General features: G+C 66.7%; 19 protein-coding genes and 2 tRNA genes. 8 read left to right on the forward strand and 13 right to left on the reverse strand.

The genetic code is table 11. The annotated features are described in order from the left end of the window. Positions 1–5: 5 nt before the first annotated feature. The 6 genes from ACWEVS_RS31230 to ACWEVS_RS31255 form a co-directional block, all read right to left on the reverse strand. Positions 6–2396, reverse strand: coding sequence for an ATP-binding cassette domain-containing protein (locus ACWEVS_RS31230; protein WP_449921604.1), 2391 nt, complete (start codon positions 2394–2396; stop codon positions 6–8). Positions 2397–2834: 438 nt separating this feature from the next. After that, on the reverse strand, positions 2835–3245 hold the full coding sequence (locus ACWEVS_RS31235; protein ID WP_452554342.1) for a VOC family protein: 411 nt from the start codon (positions 3243–3245) through the stop codon (positions 2835–2837). A gap of 5 nt (positions 3246–3250) precedes the next feature. Continuing rightward, positions 3251–3709 carry a helix-turn-helix transcriptional regulator gene (locus ACWEVS_RS31240; protein WP_449922143.1) on the reverse strand — a complete coding sequence of 153 codons (459 nt, stop codon included), beginning with the start codon at positions 3707–3709 and terminating at the stop codon, positions 3251–3253. A 95-nt stretch (positions 3710–3804) separates the two neighbouring features. Continuing rightward, entirely contained in the window at positions 3805–4233 is a 429-nt protein-coding gene (locus ACWEVS_RS31245) for a YybH family protein (RefSeq protein ID WP_452554343.1), read from the reverse strand. Between the two features lie 136 nt (positions 4234–4369). Beyond that, complete coding sequence (wrbA, locus tag ACWEVS_RS31250) at positions 4370–4978, reverse strand: NAD(P)H:quinone oxidoreductase (protein WP_452554344.1); 609 nt, start codon at positions 4976–4978, stop codon at positions 4370–4372. A 317-nt stretch (positions 4979–5295) separates the two neighbouring features. After that, positions 5296–5796 (reverse strand): hypothetical protein, encoded by a 501-nt coding sequence (locus ACWEVS_RS31255; protein ID WP_452554345.1) that lies wholly within the window; start codon positions 5794–5796, stop codon positions 5296–5298. Positions 5797–5932: 136 nt separating this feature from the next. Between ACWEVS_RS31255 and ACWEVS_RS31260 the strand changes: the two genes are divergently transcribed. The 3 genes from ACWEVS_RS31260 to ACWEVS_RS31270 are packed head-to-tail and all read left to right on the forward strand — an operon-like array spanning position 5933 to position 8501. After that, entirely contained in the window at positions 5933–6607 is a 675-nt protein-coding gene (locus ACWEVS_RS31260; RefSeq protein ID WP_452554346.1) for a response regulator, read from the forward strand. Continuing rightward, on the forward strand, positions 6604–8022 hold the full coding sequence (locus ACWEVS_RS31265; protein WP_452554347.1) for an ATP-binding protein: 1419 nt from the start codon (positions 6604–6606) through the stop codon (positions 8020–8022). Before ACWEVS_RS31260 ends, ACWEVS_RS31265 begins: the two co-directional genes overlap by 4 nt. After that, entirely contained in the window at positions 8019–8501 is a 483-nt protein-coding gene (locus ACWEVS_RS31270) for a hypothetical protein (RefSeq protein WP_452554348.1), read from the forward strand. Before ACWEVS_RS31265 ends, ACWEVS_RS31270 begins: the two co-directional genes overlap by 4 nt. A 22-nt stretch (positions 8502–8523) precedes the next feature. Here ACWEVS_RS31270 and ACWEVS_RS31275 read toward each other — a convergent pair whose 3' ends face one another. Further along, on the reverse strand, positions 8524–9513 hold the full coding sequence (locus ACWEVS_RS31275) for a DUF5937 family protein (protein WP_452554349.1): 990 nt from the start codon (positions 9511–9513) through the stop codon (positions 8524–8526). A gap of 136 nt (positions 9514–9649) precedes the next feature. Here ACWEVS_RS31275 and ACWEVS_RS31280 point away from each other — a divergent pair, with 136 nt between their 5' ends. Beyond that, complete coding sequence (locus tag ACWEVS_RS31280) at positions 9650–10504, forward strand: isocitrate lyase/PEP mutase family protein (RefSeq protein ID WP_452554350.1); 855 nt, start codon at positions 9650–9652, stop codon at positions 10502–10504. Positions 10505–10510: 6 nt separating this feature from the next. Here ACWEVS_RS31280 and ACWEVS_RS31285 read toward each other — a convergent pair whose 3' ends face one another. Both ACWEVS_RS31285 and ACWEVS_RS31290 read right to left on the reverse strand, forming a co-directional pair. After that, complete coding sequence (locus ACWEVS_RS31285) at positions 10511–12265, reverse strand: hypothetical protein (protein WP_452554351.1); 1755 nt, start codon at positions 12263–12265, stop codon at positions 10511–10513. Positions 12266–12873: 608 nt separating this feature from the next. After that, positions 12874–12946: transfer RNA gene (locus ACWEVS_RS31290), tRNA-Asn, on the reverse strand. A gap of 87 nt (positions 12947–13033) precedes the next feature. Here ACWEVS_RS31290 and ACWEVS_RS31295 point away from each other — a divergent pair. Both ACWEVS_RS31295 and ACWEVS_RS31300 read left to right on the forward strand, forming a co-directional pair. Continuing rightward, positions 13034–13540 carry a hypothetical protein gene (locus tag ACWEVS_RS31295; RefSeq protein WP_452554352.1) on the forward strand — a complete coding sequence of 169 codons (507 nt, stop codon included), beginning with the start codon at positions 13034–13036 and terminating at the stop codon, positions 13538–13540. A 705-nt stretch (positions 13541–14245) separates the two neighbouring features. Beyond that, complete coding sequence (locus ACWEVS_RS31300; RefSeq protein ID WP_452554353.1) at positions 14246–15298, forward strand: zinc-dependent alcohol dehydrogenase family protein; 1053 nt, start codon at positions 14246–14248, stop codon at positions 15296–15298. A 156-nt stretch (positions 15299–15454) separates the two neighbouring features. Here ACWEVS_RS31300 and ACWEVS_RS31305 read toward each other — a convergent pair whose 3' ends face one another. From ACWEVS_RS31305 to ACWEVS_RS31320, 4 genes are all read right to left on the reverse strand, one after another. Next, positions 15455–15835, reverse strand: coding sequence for a hypothetical protein (locus ACWEVS_RS31305; RefSeq protein ID WP_452554354.1), 381 nt, complete (start codon positions 15833–15835; stop codon positions 15455–15457). Further along, positions 15832–16191 (reverse strand): SGNH/GDSL hydrolase family protein, encoded by a 360-nt coding sequence (locus ACWEVS_RS31310; protein WP_452554355.1) that lies wholly within the window; start codon positions 16189–16191, stop codon positions 15832–15834. The genes ACWEVS_RS31305 and ACWEVS_RS31310 overlap by 4 nt, the downstream gene beginning before the upstream one ends. A gap of 31 nt (positions 16192–16222) precedes the next feature. Next, the gene (locus tag ACWEVS_RS31315) at positions 16223–17032 is read right to left on the reverse strand and encodes an SGNH/GDSL hydrolase family protein (RefSeq protein WP_452554356.1); all 810 of its coding nucleotides are present in this window, start codon (positions 17030–17032) and stop codon (positions 16223–16225) included. An 833-nt stretch (positions 17033–17865) separates the two neighbouring features. Next, positions 17866–17944 (reverse strand) — tRNA-Phe (locus tag ACWEVS_RS31320). Positions 17945–18438: 494 nt separating this feature from the next. Between ACWEVS_RS31320 and ACWEVS_RS31325 the strand changes: the two genes are divergently transcribed. Together ACWEVS_RS31325 and ACWEVS_RS31330 are read left to right on the forward strand one after the other, a co-directional pair. Further along, a complete protein-coding gene (locus ACWEVS_RS31325) occupies positions 18439–20736 on the forward strand; it encodes a hypothetical protein (protein ID WP_452554357.1) in 2298 nt (765 codons plus the stop codon). 401 nt (positions 20737–21137) lie between these two features. After that, positions 21138–21314 (forward strand): transposase (locus tag ACWEVS_RS31330; RefSeq protein ID WP_452554360.1); only part of this gene is annotated, 177 nt, incomplete at its 3' end.

A 21314-nucleotide genomic window follows, 5' to 3' on the forward strand; every position in this document is an offset into this window, starting at 1 on the left:
CGCTGTCAGATGCCGACGTAGGCCGCGAGGTGCTCGCCGGTGACGGTGGAGCGGGCGGCGACGAGGTCGGCGGGCGTGCCCTCGAAGACGATCCGGCCGCCGTCGTGGCCGGCGCCGGGGCCGAGATCGATGATCCAGTCGGCGTGCGCCATGACCGCCTGGTGGTGCTCGACGACGATGACCGACTTGCCGGAGTCGACGAGCCGGTCGAGCAGGCCGAGCAGCTGCTCGACGTCGGCGAGGTGGAGGCCGGCGGTCGGCTCGTCGAGGACGTAGACGCCGCCCTTCTCGGCCATGTGGGTGGCCAGCTTGAGCCGCTGCCGCTCGCCGCCGGACAGCGTCGTGAGCGGCTGGCCCAGGCTGAGATAGCCGAGCCCGACGTCGGCGAGCCGGCCGAGGATGGCGTGCGCGGCCGGCGTGCGCGCCTCGCCGGCGCCGAAGAACTCCTCGGCCTCGGTCACCGACATCGCGAGCACCTCGCTGATGTCGCGGCCACCGAGGTGGTGGTCCAGCACCGATGCCTGGAACCGCTTCCCCTCGCACTCCTCGCAGGTGGTGGCCACGCCGGCCATCATCGCCAGGTCGGTGTAGATGACGCCGGCGCCGTTGCAGTCGGGGCACGCGCCCTCGGAGTTGGCGCTGAACAGCGCCGGCTTCACGCCGTTGGCCTTCGCGAACGCCTTGCGGATCGGGTCGAGCAGCCCGGTGTACGTCGCCGGGTTGCTCCGCCGCGAGCCGCGGATCGCGCCCTGGTCGACCGACACCACACCCGCGCCGGCGGGGATCGACCCGTGCACGAGCGAGCTCTTGCCGGAGCCGGCGACGCCGGTGACGACGACGAGCACCCCGAGCGGGATGTCGACGTCGACGTCGCGCAGGTTGTGCGCCGTCGCGCCGCGGATCTCCAGCGTTCCGGTGGGCTTGCGCACCGTCTCCTTGAGGGCGGCCCGGTCGTCGAGATGGCGGCCGGTGATGGTGCCGCTGGCCCGCAGCCCCTCGACGGTGCCCTCGAAGCAGACGGCGCCGCCCGCCGTACCGGCGCCGGGGCCGAGATCGACGACGTGGTCGGCGATCGCGATCGTCTCCGGCTTGTGCTCCACGACGAGCACCGTGTTGCCCTTGTCCCGCAGCCGCCGCAGCAGGTCGTTCATCCGCTGGATGTCATGGGGGTGCAGGCCCGTGGTGGGCTCGTCGAAGACGTAGGTGGTGTCGGTGAGCGAGGAGCCGAGGTGGCGGATCATCTTGACGCGCTGCGCCTCGCCGCCCGACAGGGTGCCCGACGGCCGGTCGAGCGAGAGGTAGCCCAGCCCGATCTCCACGAACGAGTCGAGGGTCTGCTGCAACGTGGCGAGCAGCGGCGCCACCGACGGCTCGTCGAGGCCGCGGACCCATGCGGCCAGGTCGCTGATCTGCATCGCGCAGGCGTCGGCGATGCTGATCCCCTGGATCTTCGACGACCGGGCCGCCTCACTGAGCCTGGTGCCGCCGCAGTCGGGACAGGCGGTGAAGGTGACCGCCCGGTCCACGAACGCCCGGATGTGCGGCTGCAGCGCCGTCCTGTCCTTGGACAGGAACGACTTCTGGACCTTGGGGATCAGCCCCTCGTAGGTGAGGTTGACGCCCTCGACCTTCACCTTGGTCGGCTCCCGGTAGAGGAAGTCCCGCATTTCCTTCTCGGTGAACTCGCGGATCGGCTTGTTCGGGTCGAGGAAGCCCGACTCGGCGTAGACGCGTACCGTCCAGAAGCTGTCCGACTTCCAGCCGGGGATGGTGAACGCGCCCTCCGCGATCGACTTGGAGTCGTCGTAGAGCTGGGTCAGGTCGATGTCGGAGACCGTGCCCCGGCCCTCGCAGCGCGGGCACATGCCGCCGGTGCGGGTGAAGGTCTGTTTCACGGTCTTGCTGGCACCCCGTTCGACCGTGACCGCACCGCTCGCCCGGACCGACGGCACGTTGAAGGCGAACGCGTTGGGCGAGCCGATGTGCGGCTGCCCGAGCCGGCTGAAGAGGATGCGCAACATCGCGTTGGCGTCGGTGGCGGTGCCGACCGTGGAGCGGACGTCGCCACCCATCCGCTGCTGGTCGACGACGATCGCGGTCGTCAGCCCGTCGAGCACGTCGACCTCGGGCCGCGCCAGCGTCGGCATGAAGCCCTGCACGAAGGCGCTGTAGGTCTCGTTGATCAGCCGCTGCGACTCCGCGGCGATCGTGTTGAACACCAGCGAGCTCTTGCCCGAGCCGGAGACGCCGGTGAACACCGTCAACCTGCGCTTCGGGAGCTCGATGCTGACGTCCTTGAGGTTGTTCTCGCGCGCGCCGTGCACGCGGATCACATCGTGGCTGTCGGCAACGTGCGGCGCAGGCGACTGCGTGTCCGTCCTCGTGGCCATGCTCATGGTGTCTCCATCTGTTGGGCGGGGCCGCCTTCGCGGTCGCCGGGGTCACGCTCGGCGCAAGATACCAAGGCAGCCACGCTGCTTCCGCATGGAGCCGGTGGGCCCCGGCCACGCGGCGTGCCCGCCGACGCGTCAGCCTGCCGTTCAATCCTGGGGTCGCGACGCGGGCAGATGCGGAACCACCGGTACGGCGTGGCCGGCGCACGCGGGGAGCCGGCGCACGCAAGAAGGGCCGGAGCACGCAAGACAGGCCCGAGCACGCAAGACAGGCCCGAGCACGCAAGACAGGCCGGAGCACGCAAGACAGGCCCGAGCACGCGGGGCGGGCCGGAGCACGCTAGGCGGCCGGTGACGGTGACCACCGGACGGCCGCCACTGACGCGCGCGCCCCTTCACGGTGCCGCCTGTCGCAGCTCATGGCCGCGATCGCCGGACGGCTCAGCGCAGCTGCTGGATGCGGATCAGGTTGCCCGCGGGATCGCGGACGGCGCAGTCGCGCACCCCGTACGGCTGCTCGGTCGGCTCCTGGACGATCTCGGCGTCGCCGGCCTGCAGCCGCTCGAAGGTGCCGTCGAGGTCGGGGGTGGCCAGGACGACGCCGGCGTAGGTGCCCTTGGCCATCATCTCGACGATCGTGCGGCGCTCGTCGTCGGTGACGCCGGGGTCGACGGCCGGCGGCTGCAGGACGATGGACGTGCCCGGCTGGTCGGCGGGGCCGACCGTGATCCAGCGCATCCCGCCGTATCCGACGTCGTTGCGGACCTCGAAGCCGAGGGAGTCGCGATAGAAGGCCAGCGATGCGTCCGGGTCGTCATGCGGTAGGAAGCTCGCGTGAATGGTGATGCCCATGACGGTCAGGTTAGGTGCGACTCCGTGACCCGCGCTTCTCGATTCCTGACCGGTCTGGTCACCTGCTTCGCCACGCACGACGGCATCCCGGCCGTCGCGCGCGCCGCGTGGCGCCGGTAGGCGCTGGGCGGCATGCCGACCAGCTCGGTGAAGCGGCTGCTGAAGGAGCCCAGCGACGAGCAACCGACCGCGAAGCAGACCTCGGTGACGCTGAGGTCGCCACGGCGCAGCAGCGCCATCGCGCGCTCGATGCGCCGCGTCATCAGATAGCCGTACGGCGACTCGCCGTAGGCGAGCCGGAACTGGCGGCTGAGGTGCCCGGCCGACATGTTGACGCCACGGGCGAGCGCCTCCACGTCCAGCGGCTGCGCGTACTCCCTGTCGATCCGGTCGCGGACGCGGCGCAGTCGCGCGAGGTCGCGCAGGTGCTGCGCCGCGGCGGGTCTGCTGCTCACCTGCGAAATCGTGTCACGTCACACCGGAGTTGCCCAGCGCCGCCGGCGCCGAGCAGGACGAGGGCGCTCCCAGACAGTCTTCTCCGATGAACGATCAGGCCGGCTCACATCTCCGGCGGAAACCAGGCCTGGAGGTTCTGAGGGTTGATCGGCACCGAGATGTGTTCGTGCGTGATCAACCACTGGCCCCGTGACCGCCGCAAACAAACGGTCGATCGTACCCATATCGCGCTCTGGAGCCCGTTCTTGCGTGTTCCGCTGTCCAGGTGAAGCATGTGGGCGAACGCCACATCCCCACTCGCCGCAACGGTGAGCTCGTGCGTTTCCAAGCCGATGGGGCCGTCGTATTCGTCGAACCACCGCACGAAGTTGCCGCGGACTTCATCGGATCCGGCGAACTGGAGCGGGGGAACGACGTCGTAATACACGATGTCAGGAGAATAATGTGACATGAGGCGATCAATGTCTTTTGTCCGGCAGGCCTCGACCCGGCTGTCCAAGAACTCTCTGACCTCGGAATCGTTCGACGTCATCGCATCCTCCATTCACGAATCTGACCGCGACCAGCTCATCCGGCGCGGTCCCTGTGGTCTCAGTGGTCCGACGACGCAGCCCTCAGGAATGTGAGGTGCCGCAGGCCGACGGACCTGCCGTACCAGGCCCGTTTCCTCAGGCGGCGCGGCCGGTCTTGAGCGCGGCCGTGGTGTCGACGACGCGGCGGGCCTGGTGACGGGCCGCCTGCAAGGTCACCTCGCCGGCCGGGCCATCGCCGGCCACGTGGGAGGTGCCGTAGGGATTGCCTGACTGGAACTGGATGGGGTCGGTGTAGCCGGGGGGCACGATGATGCCGCCCCAGTGGTAGAAGGTGTTCCCCAGCGCCAGGAGAGTGGATTCCTGTCCGCCGTGGGCGGTGTTGGAGGCGGTGAAGGCCGAGTACACCTTGCCCGCGAGCTTGCCCTGGTACCACAGGGGGCCGGTGGTGTCGATGAACTGCCTGAGCTGGCTGGCCGGGTTGCCGAAACGGCTGGGGGTGCCGAACAGCACCGCGTCGGCCCAGTCCAGATCGTCGTGGCCGGCCTCGGCGACGTCGGCGGTGTCCTGGAGGTGTTGGGCCCAGGCCGGGTTGGCGCTGATCGCCGCGGGCGGGGCCGTTTCGGCGACCTTGCGCAGGCGCACGTTCGCGCCGGCCTTCTCCGCGCCCTCGGCGACGGCTCGCGCCAGAGCGTGCACGTGGCCGGTGGCACTGTAGTAGATGATCGCGACGTTCACGGGTTCCATGATCGGTTCACTTCCTTCGCGCTCGGGTTCATCGATACGACGACGCAGCCCTGCGCGATGTGAGGCGACCCGCCGGCCTCCCCGGCCGGCGCGACAGGGAACCGCCGCCGACGACCGGATCTCCCGGAGCACCACCCCGCCCTGTCGCACTGCCGGTCACTCGGCCGGTCCCACCCCCTGTCGCACTGCCGGTCACTCGGCCGGTCCCGGCTCCTGACGCGAGGAGCCGGGACCGGCCCGCGCTCCCTCCGACCCTCCCCTCGTCCCCGCGCCGGGAGCGGAGGGAAAGGCATGGCCCGGCGAGAGCGGGCGGGTGGCTAGTTCTCCTCGTACGGCGCGGGCGGCTGCAGGGAGGCGCACCCCTCGAAGACCTGCTTCTCGGCGGTCGAGCCAGGCTTGACCTGCTTGAACCCGGCAGGCTTCTCCTCCTTGCCGACGGGCTGCCAGACGCCGCCCTTCTGCAGGCACTGGGCCCACGCGGCGAACTTGGCCTCGTCCTCGGGAGAGGACGGCTCGGCGCTGCCGAGGATCACCGAGTCCCACTCCTTGCACGCCTTCATGGCGGCGTCGAGCTTGGCCTGGCTGACCTTGGTGACGGCGCTGGTGTCGAGGTCCTGTCCCTTGACCGGGTCCGGGATGTCGATCCCGTTCTCCCGCATGCACCCGGCGAACTTCACCGCGGTCTCGTGCCAGCTGGGCTTGGCGGAGCCGGGCGCAGGGCTCGACGTGCTGGCCAGGCTCTGGGCCCCGCACGCCGCGCTCAGCGCCAGGGTGGGAAGGGCCGCCAGGACGGCGAGGCGCCGCTTGGTGATGAACACATGTCCTCCAACAGGTCTGTGACTGCCCATCACCCTGGCCCGCCCCTGTGAGCGGCCCGTCCGCGCCATGTCATGAACGTGTAATAGCTTCCAAGCCCGGACGAACCGCACGTCGGAGCCGCCGATACTGGACCGCATGGCTCGCGTGTTGCTGATCGAGGACGACCCGAACGTCAGGGACGCTCTGACGCTCGCCCTCAAAGGCAGGGATCACGAGGTCGAGTCGGCGGCATCCGGGGAGGAAGGGCTGGAGCGGCTGGCACGCTTCGCCGCCGACGTGGTCGTGCTCGACCTCATGCTGCCCGGCATCGACGGGTTCGAGGTCTGCCGGCGCATCCGCTCGGCCACCTCCACCTCGATCGTGATGCTGAGCGCGCGGGGCGACGACTTCGACGTGGTCGGCGGGCTGGAGGCCGGCGCGGACGACTACGTGGTCAAGCCGGTGCGGCCGCAGGTGCTGGAGGCTCGGATCAGGGCGGTGCTGCGCCGTACCGACGGTGTGCCCTTGCCCGTGGAGTCCTACGGCGCGCTGTGCGTGGACCGCGCCAGCCTGACCGTGAGCAGGGACGGGCGGCAGGTCGCGCTGCCACCGATGGAGTTGCGGCTGCTGCTGCACCTGTCGGCCACACCCGGACAGGTCTTCAGCCGGCAGCAGCTGCTGGAGGCGGTGTGGGAGCACGACTACCTGGGCGACTCGCGGCTGGTGGACGCGTGCGTGCAGCGGCTGCGCGCCAAGATCGAGAGCGTGCCGGCCGAGCCGAGGTACGTGCAGACCGTGCGCGGATTCGGTTACCGCTTCGGGCCGGTATGACCTGGCTCCGGGGGTTGCGGGCCCGGCTGGTGATCACGTTCGTGCTGGTCGGCGGGCTGAGCGCGGTGGGGGCCGCCGGGCTGACCTACTACACCGCGCAGAACAACCTGCTTGCCGGGGCGCAGGACCGGTTGCTGAAGGACTTCAGGAACCGGGTGCTGCTGCTGTCGCGCGACGTCGTGCTGCCCGCCGGTGACGGGGAGCTCGCCCTGCTGGCCGAGGACCTCGAGGTGGGCGACCGCAAGGTGTACGTGGTCAGGGACGGCGCCATCCCCAGCGACGCCCGCATCACCGCCGAACTGCGCACCAGCGTTCTGCGGCGGCCGGAGCTGGCCTGGCAGCGGGTGACCCGCGACGGCGTGCCGTACCTGGTGGCAGGCAGCAGGGTCATGCTCCTCGCGGGCGGGACGCCGTCGGGGATCACCGTCTACCTCGTCGAGTCGCTCGCGCAGGCCGCCTCCGACGAGGCGGCCGTGCTGCGCGCCGCGCAGGCGGCGGCCCTCCCCGTCGTGCTCCTGGCGGTGCTGGCCGGACTGCTGGCCGCGCGCGGCGTGCTGCGGCCGGTCGCCGACCTGGACCGCGCGGCCCGGCGGCTGGGCGAAGGCCGGCTGGAGACCCGCCTGCCCGTGCGCGGCGGCGACGAGCTGGCGCGGTTGGCGGGACGGTTCAACGAGACCGCCGCGGCGCTGGAACGCTCGGTCGGCGAGCTACGCGAGATGGAGGCCAGGTCGCGGCGGTTCGTCGCCGACGTCTCCCACGAGCTGCGCACCCCGTTGGCCGCCGCCACCGCCGTCACCGACGTCCTCCAAGCAGGCGCCGACCGGCTGGACGCCGACGCCGGGACCGCCGCCCGGCTGGTCACCGCCGAGGTCGCCCGGCTCACCAAGCTCGTCGACGACCTGATGGAGATCTCCCGCTTCGACGCCGGAGCCGCCGTGCTCAACCTCAACGACGTGGACGTCGGCGCCGCCGTCGCCGCCTGCCTGCGCTCACGCGGCTGGAGTGCCGACGTCACCACGGACCTGCCGCCGGACATCCGCGTCCCCCTCGACCCGCGCCGCCTGGACGTCATCGTCGCCAACCTCGTCGGCAACGCGCTGCGGCACGGCACGCCGCCGGTCACGGTCCGGGTGCGCGCCACCGGCCAGGCCGTCGCCATCGAGGTCGCCGACCATGGGCCGGGCCTGCCCGCCGACGTCCTCCCGCACGTCTTCGAGCGCTTCTACAAGGCCGACGCCGCCCGCGCCCGCTCCGAAGGAAGCGGCCTGGGCCTGGCCATCGCCCGCGAGAACGCCCTCCTGCACGGCGGCGACCTGACCGTCGCCCCCGGCCCCGGAGCCGTGTTCACCCTCACCCTGCCGAGGAACCGCCCTGCCGGGGAACCGCCAACCACCCCATCGGGGAACCACCCGTGAGAACCTGGCCCCTCGCCCTGCTCCTGGCAGCCTGTACGGCCTGCGGAGTCGGCCCCACCGGCGTGGTCGGCGCCGGAGAGCCCGCCCGCGGCTTCACCCAGGGCACCCGCCTGTACTTCGTGCAGGACGACCGCCTCGTCTCCGTCGGCCGCCCCGAGGGCCCGCTGGACGCCGCCGAAGCCGTCGAGCTGCTGGCCGGCGGCCCCACCTCGAAGGAGCGCGAGCGCTCCCTCGACACACGCCTGCCCAAGAACATCGCCGTCCGGGTGAACGACGACGGGTTCGCGCTGGAGAAGGGCGCCCCGATGCTGGTGGGCGGCCGATGGCTGCCGCCGGTCTCCCGCCTGTCGCGGATGGCGACCGGGCAGCTCGTCTGCACGATCGCGGCCGCCACCGCCGCCAGGCGCGGCGTGGACGTGGATGACGTGCGGGTGACCGTACCGGACGAAGGTCAGGCGCGCTGCGCGGACTTCACATGAGCACCCCGCGTCGAGCGGGCTTTCACGTCTGGGCGGTGAGCAGGGCGTCGGCCAGGCCGGTGCGGGCGTAGAGCACCGAGCGGCCCGCACGGTGGGTGCTGGTCAGGCCGGCGGCCCGCAGTGCGGTGAGGTGTTGGGACACGCCCGCCGCGGAAAGGCCCGACCGCTGGGCGAGTTCGGTGGTCGAGGCGGGTGAGTCCAGTTCGGTCAGGATCAGCGCGCGGGACCGGCCGATCACCGCGGCGAGGGCTTCCACGCGCTCGTGTGTCCGACGCTCCCACAACGTGCCGATCCCGCGTGCCGGGTAGGCCAGCTGCGGTGGTTCCGACGCGACGGAACGCGTCAGCACTCGCGGCCACGCGAAGACCGACGGCACCAGGAGCAGCCCGGCCCCGGTCTCGATCCTGGTGATGGCGCAGTGCCGCTGTACCAGGTGGAGGCCGCCGCCGGCCCAACGCACCGTGTGGTGCAACTCGTTGAGCACCTGGGCCGTGCCCTGCTCGGCCACCTGGCGGCCCCGATGGAAGACGTCCGCCTCCAGGACCGTGCGGATCCTGGCCCAGTAAGGCGCTATCGCGAGCCGCCAGTAGGCCTCGATCTCCGCGACGACCCTGGGCAGGTAGGTCCCGGGGGTCCGGTGAAGGCTCCGCAGCCGGGGGGACAACCGGCCGTCGCGCTCGGCGGCCAGGCAGTCGAGGTCCCGCCGTACCTGCTCGGGGTCGGTGGCCTCGATGGCGGCCAGCTCGTCGGAAAGGTCGGGGGACGCGGTCGCCGGTGCCGGGTTGAGGAAGTCGGGGAGGTGGCCGACGGGCGGAATCATGTCAGCCAGCCAGCCGCGGTCGAGACCCGCGGCCGCGAGCCGCGGGCGTACCTGGTCGACCCAGCCCCGATGGGGGTCCGCCACCGCGGCGGCGGTCAACACTCTGCGACTGGTGACGACTTCCCACATGGGCGAGACGGCGAACCGGGTCTCGGCCAGATCGTTCACCGAGAAGGTCAGCCGCGCCTTCATACCGCCTCCCTTGCGTCCCATGATTCGGTCCGAGCTTAATCAATGGACGCTCGCCGTCCCGCCCGGCAGCATCCCGTTGCGGGTGCCCACGAGGCGGGGCGCCGCGAAGCAGAACGACGCGAAGGCGGTCATGCACATGTCTGTTGACCTCTCCCCCACCCCTGATGCCGCGACCGAGGAGAAGGCCCGGCTGTTCCGCGCCTTGAGCACCGAGTCCGTGCTGGTGCTGCCCAACGCCTGGGACGCCGCCAGCGCGACGGTGATCGCCGCGGCCGGCGCCACGGCGATAGCCACGACCAGCGGTGGCGTGTCGTGGTCCCTGGGTCGCGGGGACGGGCAACGGCTCAGCCGGGGCGAGATGATGGAGGCCGCGCGGCGCATCGTGGACTCCGTCGACCTGCCGGTGACGGTCGACGTGGAGGGAGGGTACGGCCCGGCCCCGGCGGATGTCGCCGCAACCGTGCGGGCGGTGGTCGAGGCCGGTGCGGTGGGCGTCAATCTGGAGGACTCCACGGCGGTCGGCGGTCCGCTGTTCGACGTCGCCGAGCAGAGCGCCAGGCTGCGCGCCGCCAGGGATGCCGCGGCAGCGGCGGGCCTGCCGACACTGTTCATCAACGCACGCACCGACGTCTTCCTGTTCGCGATCGGTCCGTCCGACGCCCGACTGGGCGAGGTGCTGGCGCGCACGGCGGCATACGCCGAGGCGGGAGCCGACGGCATCTTCGTTCCCGGCCTGCTCGATCTGGACGTGCTGAGCACTCTCTGCGCCGAGTCGCCCCTGCCGGTCAACGCGATGGCCGTCGCCGGTGGACCACGTGTCACCGAGCTCGCGCAGGCGGGGGTGCGCAGGATCAGCTTGGGCACCGGGCTGGCCCAGGCCGCCTACACCGCGGCCCGCAGAGCCGCCGCGGAACTGCTCGGCACGGGAAGCCTCACAGCCCTGGACGGCTCACTGGACTTCAGCGAACTCGACGTCCTGTTCCGTCGTTGACCGAGCCTAGGAGGACGGCTCGGGCAGGCGATCGAGGGCGGCGTCCGCTCTCCTGACCGGATAGCTGAGAATGAGATCCACGCCCTGACGCGTATACAGGCGCAGCCGGTAGACGCCAGGACCGCCGCGCGCGAGATCGGGGAAGCGCACCTTGCTCGCCGACAGCGTCTGCATCACCAGGCGACCCGATTCGCTGACGATGTCCACCTCGACCACCTGCTCCCAGCCTTTGCGTCGCAGGGGTGGCGGGGCCGAGCGCAGCGCCTTCGCCGTGACGCAGGTCGCCCAGTCCTGGCTGGGCGTGAAGACCAGGGCCAGCGGACCGCTGGCCGCCAGGGTGCCGACCGATTCCGCGTTCCAGATCTTTTGGGAATGTTCCTCGGTGTCCGCTTCCGGGTCGTCGATGCCGTACGGCATGCCGTCCCAGTCGTAATAGGACGCGGTCGCCTGGAACCGAGTACGTAGCGCGGGCCACGGGTCGCGGCACATGGCGTCTTCCTTGCGCGCCTCGCGCTCTCGCCGTTTGCGCTCGGCGTTCTCCTTCTCTGCCTGCTGCCGGCGCATCTGAGCGGACGACAGCAACAGATCCGGATATTTCCGTCCGATCACCTCCGGACAGAGCAGCGCGAGCAGCGCGGGCCGGGCCTTGACCGGCTCCCCGGCCGCGAACCTGGCGCACGCGGCCCAGCCCTTGCCGAGCAGTTCCTGATCCGAGACACGCAGGTCAGAAGGCTTGTTCACGCTGCACATGTAGGCCCGGTCGCGCTCGTGGGCCGGGATGTCCGCGACACGTGGCGGTGCCGACGACGCCCAACAGTCCATGAGGTCACCGCTCTGCCAGGTGTAGACGAGATGGGGACGGCCCTCGGGTCCGACGACCATCAGCGGGAGGACCGCGGCCACAGCCGCGACCGCCGTGGGCACTCGCAGCGCCGTCTTCTGCCTCCGCTCACGGTTCAGCTCGTGCGCCGTACGCGCCAGCCAGACGATGTAGAGCACATCCATCGCCTCGGCGATCGACTCGATCGTGCTGCCGCGCGTCAGGCCATCCACGAGCTCCACCAGGAACGCGCTCGCGAACGTGCCCAGACCGATGAGGAGCGTCACCCGGCTCCAGCGTCCGTCACGCCGCTGAGCGACCAGCAGCAGCACCATCGTGACGAACGCGGCCACTCCCGCGGCCATGACACTCGCCCGGTCGGCCGGACTCATGAAGAGCTCGGGCTTCAGATCGTCCATCAGGTCGCTCGCGAGCGATATGGCCGGTCCCGCCAGTCCGAACAGGAGGAGAGCCAGCCGGAAGGGCCAGCCTGACCCGGTGAGCACCACCGCGAGCAGCACCAGCGCAGGCACCCAGAGCGCCAGTCCGATGACCGTCTCAACCAGGTCTGGGAGGAACGAGGGGATCAGCAGCCACACCACGTCGGCGTACAGCAGCAGCCGTAGCCACGTGGCCGCCCGACGCATCGGCAGCGCCGTAGGCGCGGGTCCCCGCAGAATCTGCCACAGCATCCACGAGTTCACCAGCCCGACCAGCAGCAACCCGCCCAGCACCGGCACCAGAGGAGACTTCCCGACGACCTCGCCGGGCGGGTACCACATGGTGACCAGCCATGCGGGTGTCGCGGTGCCGATCAGCAGGCTGAGGACGATCGAACCGAGAGTGATGACCAGGTAGACAGACGTCGCTAAACGATCTATGCGCACAATGAGGCCCGATCGTAGTACGACCGCGTAGTTCCCCCGGAACTGGTCGAGCACCACGATCCACGGCCGTTGTCGGCCTCCGCGTGCCCGTGCGACGTCCGGCCACGGACCGGTGCGGCAGCTTCGCGGCCGTCCCGATGGCACCGAGCCTCTCCTGACCGGAGGAAGGCGCGGGGTCGACGTGCCGGGAGTGGGGACCATCATGGAAGGCGACAGGTTCAGAGCGGGAGGCGGTGGGTTCACCTGACGCACCAATCCGCCATCTGGAGTCAAGATCCCCGACGGCTGCCTGCCCCCAGGGACCGACGGGACGGTATTCATCATCGGCGAAGTCCAGCGCTGGACACACATCTGGCGCCAAGCACAGGAACGCCCCGGAGCGGCCAACGCGCTCGACGCACTCGTGGAATAGCAGTCACCCGCTCCAACGCGGCTCAGACCGAAGAGGAACCGGGTCGACGAACTGAGCGACCCGCCAACCAGTGGCGCTGTACAGGTCTGTCGGGATAGCGGTCCTGATCGGCAGGCACTCGCTGCCGTTCGCCGCATAAAGGCCAGCCCTAAAGGAACCACCGGGGTTAACCGAGAGCATGAGATGCGCGAGAGGGGCGATGCCGCCCTTCTGTAGGACATTTAAGTCGTAGACCGAACGACACCCACCGCCGGCGTTCCTGGACTCGAACCAGGGACCTACCGATTAACAATCGGATGTTCCGCCAACTGAGCTAAACGCCATTGCAAATGTCAGCGCTTGCACCGTGCCACCAGACTCTTGCGTCGCACTTCGCGCGCAGGTGCCCCTGCAGGCTCTAGGATTTAGCCATGGGGGATCACGGGCTCAGCCTCTTCGACGCCTGGGCGGCATGGGCTGGCGGGATTGACATCCGCTCACGGCTCTTATGGGGCCTGGAGATCTACTGGTGGGCGCGCATCGCCAAGGTAGCCACTCTCATCGGAGGCCTTATCATAATCCTGGACATCATTGGGCCGGAGCGTATCCAGCGGTATTTAGACGAGCGCAAAAATCATGCCCCGAGCCGTATCGGCGATTTCGTTATGAGCACATTGATCGCGCTTTCGTTACTCTTGTTCCTTTTTGGAGGCGGCGCACTCCATCAGCGCGATCCTGGTGCGGGACCTTATGTGTTTTTGATCTGTGGATACATTGTTGGAGGCGTTCTTTGGTCCCGATATGGCGGAAGGACCGAGGCTGCTATAGTGCGTACAATCGTCAAAATATTTGACCACTCGGCGGTATTCAAGTATACAAGAATTATTAGCCTCGTACTGCTGCTGTCAGCTTTCCACTTCGACCTGTTGGCGTCATAAATCGGCCGCCGCTGAGCGGAGGGGCTGTGGGCCGCCCTGAGGGCGGGCACGAGGAAGGCCCCCGACAGCAGAGCAGTCGGGGGCCTTCGCCGCCTGTACGCTACGACGCCTCGCAGCAGACGGTGTGTCGGCAGTCCATCCCTGATGCCGACCTGCTGAACGCTCCACAGCGGTGACGGTGTTACGATTATTCTGGATTCGTTGGTCCGCTCGCAGGAGCTGGTTCCCTACTAGAACAGCTGAAAAAAGACCGACAAGACGACACCGACGTATCTGGGCGGCGGCGACCCGGCGCGGCAGCGCACGGATTACTACCCCTCTTGGCTGGACAACCTTGCCGACAATGTGACGATGAGGGGCTCGGTTCGAAACGGGATCGTGCGGGGGCCGAGGATGTTCGAACGATGCCAGCCTGTGCGCGCACTCTCTACGAATACCAGAACCTCGTCTATATCGGTGAGCATGGCGAGAATTACTTCGTCGAGGACCACGCATCGAAGGTGCGCGGTGAGCTGATCGCAAACATCGCTGTCGTCTACAGGAACCCAGAGAGACAGACGCAACATCTGGTGAATGAACCATCGTTCACTGCCGTCGGTCCTGCTTTTCTCTCGACTGTTGGGCGAACACTTTGCGGGGACACGGTACGCCCGGTACTTCGCCGCCCCGTCGGCCGATGCCGAGCGCGGCTGAAGGAGAGGTCTCATGGCCATGCCACAATCCATGCGCGCGCTCGTAGCCGGAAAGGTCGGCGAGCCGGCCGATGTCCTGCGGCTGGAATCCCGGCCTGTTCCCACGCCAGAAGCCGGTCAGGCGTTGATCCGCGTGAAGGCGACTCCGATTCACGCCAGCGATCTGCACGTACTGCGTGGCCGCTACGGTTTCTCCCCCGAGTTTCCCACTGTTGGTGGTCACATGGAATGCGTGGGCCGTATCGAGGCCCTGGGCCCGGACACCGAGGGGCTGGAGATCGGCGAGCGCGTGGTGACCGTTGCAGTCCCGGCGGTACCCGGGCCCCGTACGGCCGGCACGTGGCAGGAATACCTTGTCGCCGACACCCGAAGGCTCCTGCCGGTCCCCGACCATCTGAGCGACTCCGACGCCTGCCAACTCGCCGTCAACCCGTTGACCGCGCTGCTCCTGGTGACACGCGAACTCGACGTACAGCCGGGTGAATGGTTGTTGCAGACAGCCGCGGGCTCCACCGTCGGCCGGCTCGTGATTCAGCTGGCCAGGCATCTGGGCATTCCGACGATCAATGTCGTGCGGCGGCGCGATGCCGTCGAGGAGATCAAAGCGCTTGGTGGTGACGAGGTCATCTGCACTGAGGACGAGGACCTGTTGCAGCGTGTGGCTGAGACAGCAGGACCGGCTGGCGTGCACAAGGCCATCGACTGTGTCGCGGGCCACGTGGGTGCCCAGGTATCCCAGGCATTGGCTCCGGGAGGAGAGCTCGTGGTCTACGGCGCGCTCTCTACCCATCGGCAGACCGACCCGGCAGCGCTGACGATCCCGCTGCAGGCACGCTCGGTTATCTACGAGACCAAAGCAGTCCGTGGCTTTTGGCTGAACCGCTGGTTCGGCACCGCCTCACCTGCGGATGCGCTGCGCGCGCTATCCGAGGTTCGCAGTCTCGTCGCGAACGGAGTGCTGAGTATCCCCCAGGGCCAGCCGTTCCCGCTCGAACGCTTCACGGAAGCCATCTCGCTCGCCGAAACACCCGCACGTGTCGCCAAGCCACTCTTCGTCTTCGAATAGGACGCGGTATTTGGATCGCGGGAGCCTGTCGCCGGGCAGGCTGTCGGTGGTGGTCGCGCACAGGTCTTCCGCGCCGGCCCCCTCAAACCGGCAGACGAGGCCGACCGTGTTCAACGTGCAGGGTGCGGGACAGCCAGCCTGTGACGAGGTCGACGATCACGGCGCCGCCTGGTCGTTGAGGTGGCTCTGGTCGGTGAGCATGGTCAGGCCATTGCCTGTGGCGATGTCTTCCAAGGAGCGGCGCAGGAGATAGTGCTGCAGGGCGACGCGCAGCGCCAGGCCGAAGCTGAAGGCGAAGCGGGGCGCGGTGCCGTTTGAGCGGATGTGCTCGGCGATGCGCTCATATGCCGGCAGGTAGGCGACGCCCGCACGGGTGGCGGTCTGCCGGATGGCGGCGTTGTAAGGGGCAAGTTCCTGGTTGGGAGGGCCGTCGAGATCCTCGCCCAGCGGGGGCGCCGACAGCAGGGCGATGCGGGCGGTGGTACGGGACTGCAGCCGGCTGACGATCTGTTCCAGGTTGGTTTGGAAGCGGGTCACGGGGATGCCGTTGCGGGCGCGTTGGTGCCGATGAGGATGGTGACGGCGTCCGGCCGGCAGGCCACGTCCTGCTCCAGGCGGTCCAGCAGGTCGGCGGTGGTATGGCCGTTGATGCCCGCGTTGACGAACTCGTGCCCGCCGGGACCGAGCCGCTCGCGCGCGCCCACCCAGTCGGCGCTGAGGCTGGCGTGGGTGAGGCTGTCACCGAAGGCGACCGTGACGGTGTGGGTTCCGGGCCTGGGCCCACGAGTGCGGAACTTCTTGGGCGGGTTGGCGGGCGGGCGGCGGAAGGCCAGGTACATCAGGGCGCTCAGGCCGCCGATGAGCAGCAGGATCAGGGTGATGGCAACGGTCATGGTGATCTCCGGTGGAGGGTGAGCTGGAGGTTCAGCGGGCGTTGGGTGCTGTTGACAGCCAGTGGGAGGTGAGGCCGGTGATGATGGCCGCGCCGCGGTCGCTGAGGTGGACGTGGTCGATGAGGAGCTCGCGTCCGCCGTCGCGGGCGATCTCGTCCCAGCTGCGCCGCAGCAGGTAGTGCTGGGCGGCGGCGGTGAAGGCGAGCGGGAACCTGAAGGCGTACGGCTGCCGCCCACCTTGCGGCCGCAGGTGGTCGGCCACGCGCTCGTGCACGGGCAGGTAGTCGACCTGCGCCTGGTGCGCGATGTCCTTGATCGCGGCGTTGTATCCGGCGAGCTTTCGGTTGATCGCTGTGTCCAGGTCCTCGCCGAGCGGCGGCAGGGACATCAGCGCGATCCTGGCTGTGGTGCGGGACTTGAGGCGGTCGACGATCGCGCCGAGATTGTCTCGGTACTGATCCAGCGGGACGCCGTTGCGGACGTCGTCGGTGCCGATCAGGATCGTGACCGCGGCGGGGCGGCAGGCCACGATGTCGGCCTCGACCCGCCGGCCCAGGTCGGCGCTGGTGTTGCCGTTGGTGCCGGCGTTGATGAACGCGTATCCCTGATGCTCGGGCCGGGCGCGCAGCGAGCCGACCCAGTCCGCGCCGAGTGCGCCCTGGGTCATGCTGGCGCCGGCGGCGACCACGCGGGGGCGGGCGTCCGGCCCGTGCCCGTGGGCGCAGAGTTCGGCCGGAACGTCGAAGACCTGGACCCCGAGTTCCGCTGGGCCTGTGTCGTGTCGCGGAAGGAAGCGCAACCAGCCGCCTTCGGAGCGGATGCCCAGCAGGGCTTGGGCCACGGCGACCTGGCCGCACCGCCCACACACAGGTCGCCGTCGCCGGCAAAGGCGCGGATCGCGCGTTCGAACGGCGGCAAGGTGGCACACGCAGTCGCTTGCTGTAGCCCGATGGCACTCCGGGTGGCCGACTCCACCGGACGCCACGTTCACAGCGCTCGGGATGCACTCCCGAGCATCATCACCGACCTGACCGTGATCCGCGCCGACTCGACACCGAACCACGATCGGACCTGAGCGGCCTGCCGGGGCCATGATGTGCGTGACACATGGTGCTCGGACATGTGTGGCTAACTGGCCGCGCACACTATGAGACCCCACCCTTTCGGCAAGCTCGGAAACGCACTCAAGTAGAGCTTCCATTGCAGCGCCTCAGGCTTATGAGCTTGAGGCGCTGTTGTCATTCCAAGGAGGCGTCGATCCGTCGAGTGTGATTCGCACCTGGTGGTTGTGCTTGACATGGTCGGCAACGCGACCTTTCACCTGGGCGCCAAGCTGCGGAAGTTCGAAATCCAGAGGCATGCCGGCTACCTCGGCCAGTCCTACAGCATCAGGGACACCGTGGATCCTCAGGAAGATACCGAACGGTTGTCTGCCAATGACTGTTCCAGCGATGTGCTCATCCACCGGGAGCGCCTGGCATGTGGCAGGCCAGGATGCTTGGATCTTCTCAGCCGCCTCTGGCCCGATTTGCGGCCACGAATACTCGCCCACACTCTGACTCTTCACTGAAGGCTCACTGTTCGACGAGCGCATACTGTCGTCAGCGTTGTCGTCAAGGCAACAAAAACGCCCCGGAGCGATTTTCGCTTCGGGGCTTCTTTGCAGCTCAGGAATGGTGGTCAGGGGCAGGGTCGAACTGCCGACCTTCCGCTTTTCAGGCGGAGCAATCACACTGCTCGGCTGATCGAGACCGTGCTCAGGTGCGTGTGTGCGGTGGCGCGGATGCGTCGGCGTGTGGGGACGTTGCTGTCAGCGCTGCTGTCACCTCAGCCATGGTCATCCGGTGCCGGGGCCCGACGAAGGAGGGCTTCGGCGTCGATCGCCCCAGCCCCGGTCGGCGGGAACCGAAGTCAGCGATCGTCACGGCCTGGACGGATCACTTCGGTGTGAACTCGCGGCATGGAAGTCGCTGACGGTCGGCATCGAGGCCAGACGTCCGGTATAGATCGCGAGCGGCCGATTGCGGTTGGCGAGGTTGCTGCACGCGATTGCTGCACCCTTTGGGGTCGATGGATTGCCCGCGAACTCCGTAGCACCTATGGCCGAACGGTGTCCGAATACGGCTAGACCCTACCGGTTTCGGTAGTTTGATCCACCGCCTATGAGGTCTTTAAGATGTCACTTCTTCAACGTAGACTCAGACCCTGCCCTAAAGCTAGGAGAAGTCCAAGCCGCAGGAGGGTGACTTGGCCGGCACCTTGTTCTTTCGCCTACATGTTGCGCACATATATCAGCGCAGGTTCGACTCAACAAGCCTCGCCCAGGCACTCTCGGGCAGCCATTGGTATCTCCTTACTAGGAGACCAGCAGTTAAGCTGATGCCGAATTCTTTCAGATATGAAGACGAGATTCTGACAGCCGACTTCGTCACTCGCAATAGCAAGACAGGAAAAGCTGACGTTCATACATTAGGCACCGACACTCGACATCTAGGACACCTAAGCGATTTTCAGATTTATGCAGATGGCTCATATTTTTCGTTCAGAACATCAGAGACCGTGATTCACGGTGATTCATGGGCACTCGCTTCATTGCTGGCCGAGGCCAGAGGAGATGTATCGCTACAGGAAGTCCTCTACGTTGGACAAGCATTCGGATCGAACAATTCGCGCAACTCGTATGAGCGCACTCTTACCCACAAGAAGCTACAGCGAATCTACGAAGATCACATTGACAGTGGATACGAAATCTTTGTAGTTCCACTGGCATGCGAAAAGTCGATATTCATCAGCGATGATCACATTGAAGACGCGGAGCCTGGTCCGGACCTCGAAATATACTGGCGAGATCTCGTCACCGTAGAAGGTAAAGTCCTGCGCGCGTCAGTCGATTTGATCGAACACAGCATAATTTCACATTTCTCTCCTCACTATAATGAGAAGCTTGTCGAGTGGCGTGCTTCGAGGCCAACCGACGCGATGCAAAAGATGCGCAAGGCGGGATTCCGCCTTCTTCACATCCACCTGAGTGGATGGCATGGCCTTGCCCGCTTTTATTCATCGGCGACACCTACACCATATAAAAGTCATCTCATATCGCACGACCTACCACCGAGTGAGCTGGCCGCTCCAGATGTCTTGCGAGGGATTTCAGCGCAACAAATGAGTGATTGGCGCTTCGGCTCCTACATGTTGCGACAAGGCCAGGACATTGTGGCGAACCTGGCTGAGAATTCAGGTGCGGCGATGCGTATCTTTGGCGACGCAGCACCTGCCATTCGTAAACCTTCCGGCATCAAAATACCTCCTCCAGAGGTACCCGCCGATACTGCCACGGAACATCACGAAGTCATTCGAGGAGAAATCAATCGAGTCAGGGAATCGGAGCGCCAGGCTAAGGAGCCGCCACAACACCCTGGACTGCCGACGTATGATCCACACAGAGGCACGATTCAGATAGGCAAATACTCGGATGGAAGTCCGTCGCACCTCCAACTTTACGACCCAAAGACTGGGATAATCCAATCAGTTCTTATTATTGGCAGCCACGGCATGGGCAAATCAGCTAGCTTGCAAACCCTGATCATAGAAGCGTACGCCTCGGGCGTGTTTGATGTCATACCAGTCAATCCGCTCAATAACGACAGCTTGGCGGACATCTCCCGCGCGCTTCACAAGGACCGCCCACTAGTCACAAGCGTCAATGACGCCATTCATGTCCTAGAAATCGCGCTTCGCGTAATTGAGGAGCGGAAAGAGGGAGGGTATGTAGGGTTCCCCGGACGTGACAAGCCCGGACTATTTATAGCGATTGACGATGCTGACCAGATTCTTAGGGACGAGCGAGCCCACGAACTCGTCGAAGTAATTCGAAAGTCGGGAGGCAGAGTTGGTGTAGGACTTATGTTGGTCGTCTCTGAGATCTCATCCTTCGAGCTTAATGACGCCATCATGCAGACGCTCGTAACTTTCCCGCAACAATTGGCATTTATGAAGGACGGCTACTACGTGATGGCCGACCTTAAGGCTCGTTACGGACCAAAAAGAGAAATCACATGGGATCGTAACTCAGTCACTTTTGTTTTGCAGCGAGACTCGTCGAACACCCGCCTCGGCATCATTGTCGATACATTCGATCCTGCACTTGAGCCAGATCTCGCCAAGTCCAAATGTGCCCAGCAGATAATTCCCGACGAAGTTCGAGTTGGCAGTTGGAGGATGATTGATAGTGTAAATCGATGGAGCATCCATGGTCTCAATGTGCGCGAGTGGATGCTGGCTCGACATGATGATGCTTGGGCCGTAACTGTGAACTTGGCCACCTTCTCGAATGAAGCTTTCGAGGATGCTGCAGACGTACTCAAGTGGGCAAACTCGGCTTTCAGTTATAGGTTCGATGGTGAGCTAGGTCGCTGGCAAGCAGGTCCGACCGTAGAGGGAGTTCTCACTCTCTACGCAGACGCAAAGAGAGAAATTGTTCCTAAGCATCGATCGCTTGAGTCGGTATATCAGATCATGGTCAAGAACTATTGGGCCAATGGCTAGCCTCAACAAAGAGGTTCTGATACTTCGGCAATCAGTACTCTCACGCGTTCTGCGGTCATCTCCTCGTCGGGCAGGCGCAGCCATACCGGGCCGGACGTGCCAGGGCAAGCCGTCATTCACGTGTACATGTATCCCGGTGAACTTCCGCGTGCGCTGGTTGTCCTGCCCGCACATGGCGGCTTGCCCTGGTGCGGCTGGTCTGGTGTCCCTTGGGGTGGCCGACGAGGAGATGGCCGCACAGGACCCCAGCCACTTCACATCACAGCAACCACCGATCTTTGGCCATCTCCGAGGAGGGCCGGGGTTTGGGGCGGAGCCCCATATTTCCCTTAAAAGGGGCTAACAGAATGATCTCTGTTGTGCTTGGATCTCTCGCTGTAGTGATGGCGAGAGGAGCGGGGATGGCCCGGCTGAAGCCGTGGGAGGTCGGTGACGAGTTATGGCAGGTCATCGAACCGTTGCTGCCCAAACGTGAGCGCCGGTTCCGACATCCGGGACGCAAGCGGCTGGATGATCGGCTGGCGTTGCAGGGCATCTTGTTCGTGCTGCACACCGGGATCGCGTGGGAACATCTGCCG

This window comes from Nonomuraea sp. NPDC003754 (assembly GCF_053605785.1).